The sequence below is a fragment of the Flavobacterium sp. HJSW_4 genome (genome assembly GCF_042436695.1).
Taxonomy (GTDB): Bacteria; Bacteroidota; Bacteroidia; order Flavobacteriales; family Flavobacteriaceae; genus Flavobacterium.
In genome coordinates this window covers 1-3,687 of record NZ_JBHNPP010000071.1, presented here as the reverse complement: position 1 = coordinate 3,687, position 3,687 = coordinate 1, and the positions used below count along the sequence as shown (strand labels likewise).

The window sequence follows — 3,687 nt, the reverse complement described above, 5'->3', positions numbered from 1 at the left end:
ATAAGTCAGCTCCTTGCCTTCAAACACAACCGCTATATTGTTTGGAGTTCTATCTGCTTGCTCTTCAAATAAATCAATAATTGTCTTATCCTTTGGATAAGCAGCCGCAGTATCATTAAATTCCTCTAATAATTGCTGCCTCTCTGCTTGAGATAAAAAATTAATGTTTTTTATGTTTTCTTTGGGGTTATCAAGTATTACTGATAAAAGATGTTTATAATTCAATATGAATTTCTCAATCATACCACGATCGTAAACATCTGAATTATAGTTAACATTAAAAGACATATAATCACCAACTTCTTGAAAATGAAACTCTATGTCATTTTTGCAACTTATGTTGCCTGCACTTTCTATTTTATAGCAATCTTTATCAAAAATAATTTCATTATGGCTTGAAGATGTGTTATGATATGTTATAGAAATATCGAAAATAGGACTCCTACTAATATCTCTAGTTATATTTAAATCGGTAACTAGTTTTTCAAAAGGGTAATCCTGGTGCTTAAAAGCTGATAAAGTATTTTCTCTTAATTTTTGAAAAAAATTTATAAAACTGTCTTCCACATTCAATTGATTTCGTAAAGCTAATGTCTTAATATAAAACCCAATTTGATTTTTTAATTCAAATTCAGCTCTATTAACAATTGGGGAACCAATAATTATGTCTCGTTCAGAAGTATACTTATAGATAAGTATTTTTAATACTGCCAAAAACCCCATAAATAAAGTTCCTCTTTCAGATTGTACTATTCTTTTCAAATGTTGCACTTCCGCAGATGGAATATAAGCACGTAAGCAGTGACCGTTATATGTCTTTAATTTAGGCCTTATGAGTGAACTTGGTAAATTTAAAACAGGTAATTCACTAGCGAAACTATTTAACCAATATTCTTTATGCTCCTGCATTTTACCCTTCTCTAATTGATTATATTCCCATGCGGCATAATCCTTATACTGAAAATTTAGCTCTGGCAAATTTACAGCAGTATTTGATTCATATGCCTGATAAAAGGAGCGGACTTCCTTATCTAGAACCTCCATAGACCATCCATCACCAATTATATGGTGCATATTATAACTAAGGACATAATTATCCTTTGAAATATGAAATAAATTAACCCTTAATAATGGTCCTTTTTCTAAATCGAAAGATTTCATTGAATCTTGTTCAATAAAACTATTAATTTTCGCTTCTTGATTTTTTTCATTGCAAAAATCTTGGAAATCAATTTTAAATCCGGAATCACTTCTATCCAGTACAACTTGTTTTATTTCTCCAGTAAGATCTTGTTTAAATACTGTTCGCAGTATTTCATGTCTGTCAATTACTGATTCTATTGCTTTTTTTAAAAAAGAAACATTATTGATGCCTTTTAGTGTTGTACTTGAAGGCATATTATATGCTATTGAAGCTCGCACTGATTGACTTATTAGCCACAAACTTTTTTGAGCTGAGGATAGTACGTAATTTTCAGATTTTTCAACTAACTGGATTCTCGGAATTGATTCCTCTTTATGTGATTTTAAATAGTCTATTATACTTTCTTTCTGTTCTTTAATTTCTTGAACGAGATTCGAAGAAATTTTTTCTTTATAAGAAACAACCTCTAATTCTTCTTCTTCGGTTAAGAATAAATTTATATTTTTAGTTCTTAATTCTGTAAGTAAATCTTTGACCGATTTTATCATTTTTCCAATAAACTTTATTAATATTCTATTGTTTTTTCACCAAATAAACGTTCAGCCTCTATCCCTCTTTTAATACATTCATTAATAAGTTTATTAGACTCCACAATAGGTCTGGACTCATCGGTGTATTTTATTGAACTTATAAATTGCAGCCATGGTTCCAACCCCATAGCATAAACGAATACATTTTTAGGAGTAAAAATGTCAATTAGTGATATTCCTTGATCAAAATTACATCCTGCTAAACGGCGTGATATGTCTTTTTCTCTTTCTAGTTTTTGACTCATTAAAGGTCCATAAAGCCAAGATAATGGTGCGCCATCACATTCCATCCCTAAAAAGAGAATATCAGCATTTCCAATTACATGCTTTACCTTTTCATATATTCTAGGTTCAATATTACACGAATCGGCAAGAAATAAAATTTTTAAGTTATTGTGAAGTTCAATATTAAAACATAATTTGCTTCTCACATCAATATCTGAGTGTTCCCCTAAAAAAGGCAAACCAGTTATTACACAACCATTCAATTCTAAAGATTCCATTTCATCTAATTGAATTACATTATTGAATCCAATTGCGTTAAACATCAACTTTAGACTAGGGTCTTGCAGATTTCCTTTACAGCTGCTAGGCACTATAATATTCTTTATTCGATGTCTTAATTGCAATAATGTTTCAAGCAAGACATGATCCTGATGGTTGTGTGTAATTACAACATAATCTATTTGCTCTGGCAAATCATTAATTGTATATCTATTTATTTCTTTCTCATAACCATCATAACTAATTACTGGATCAACTAAAATTGATATTTCACTTGTTTCAACTAAAACGCAAGCATGTCCAAAATATCTTGTTCTAACTCCATGTCCATTATAATTCTTAAATTCTGTAGGAGCCTCTTTAGTAAAAAACTTTTGAAATAATTCTTCCTGATCGGAGGTAATACCTAAGAGATTTTTTATCTTATTGTAGTCAGAAGGGACTTTTTTCATTCTGAACAATTCATCTATTACTTCTGATTTGAATGGAATATCTAAATGTATTAAATGGTTATCATCTAGTCTTGGTGTACTCAATACAAAGGACCTCGAATCATCAGCCTCAACTAACTGCAATGAAATAGATTGAAAAGTTTCATCATAATATTTACTTTTATATAATAAAAATTCAAAAAATCTAAAATTCGGTTGATTATTTAGATCGTAATATAGTTCAACAAATCCTTTCAAAATTTCAGGAACTCTATCGTACAAAGAATTTAAGGAATAACCTTTAGCCTCTTTTTGTAATAAATTATTTAATTCAAATATTGCTTCTCCTAATCCAAGTAAATCCGAACGTTTATCCAGTGTATCATCGTATAACATTTGGATATCTTCTATTCGGCCACCATTATAATCAATAAATGGACCTCCTAACATTTTAGGGTTTTTTATTGCTGCCGCATGTATTTTAGGATTTTTGATATAAGAATCCATAATCTTAAGATGCCTTTCTCTAATATTTAATGCTGCTGTTGGCGGAAATACTAAATGTGACCAAGCATACCATCTATCGATTAATGCTTCAATAGCTACATTCAGTTTTAAATAATAAAGAGATTCGTTATTTTCCATGTTAATTTTATTAAATAGTTATTTTATCTGCGATTTTTCCAGGTAATTTTTCTTCACTAAACCAGGTTTCATTTTCGATTTCTTCGGCCAAATCTTTAATTTGAGAGTGTTTAAACAGCATTTGCATATTAATATTCACATTGAAAATTTTATTAATCATTGCAATGATTTTAATAACCTTAATACTGTTTCCTCCGAGCTCAAAGAAATTATCGGTTATCCCAATTTTTTCCACCCCTAAAACGTCTTGCCAGATTGCAGCCAGTTTTTCTTCAGTTTCATTTCTTGGCGCTGCGTATTCTTTTTTAATGATGTCTTCACCTGTTACGCTTGGAAGCGCTTTTCTGTCCACTTTGCCATTAGCAGTCAGCGG

3 protein-coding genes are annotated in these 3,687 nt (G+C 30.3%); all 3 read right to left on the bottom strand.

Features of this window, described 5'->3' with window-relative positions; translation table 11 throughout:
* Positions 1 to 1,692: condensation domain-containing protein (locus ACE01P_RS24285; RefSeq protein WP_379701645.1), on the bottom strand; the 1,692-nt coding region annotated here is incomplete at its 3' end.
* A 17-nt stretch (positions 1,693 to 1,709) separates the two neighbouring features.
* A complete protein-coding gene (locus ACE01P_RS24280; RefSeq protein ID WP_379701644.1) occupies positions 1,710 to 3,314 on the bottom strand; it encodes an MBL fold metallo-hydrolase in 1,605 nt (534 codons plus the stop codon).
* Between the two features lie 10 nt (positions 3,315 to 3,324).
* Positions 3,325 to 3,687: phosphopantetheine-binding protein (locus ACE01P_RS24275; protein ID WP_379701643.1), on the bottom strand; the 363-nt coding region annotated here is incomplete at its 5' end.

What these genes read in the sequence shown, in the direction of transcription:
- ACE01P_RS24280 (WP_379701644.1), bottom strand. Translation starts at nt 3,314, where the DNA reads ATGGAAAATAACGAATCTCTTTATTATTTAAAACTGAATGTAGCTATT.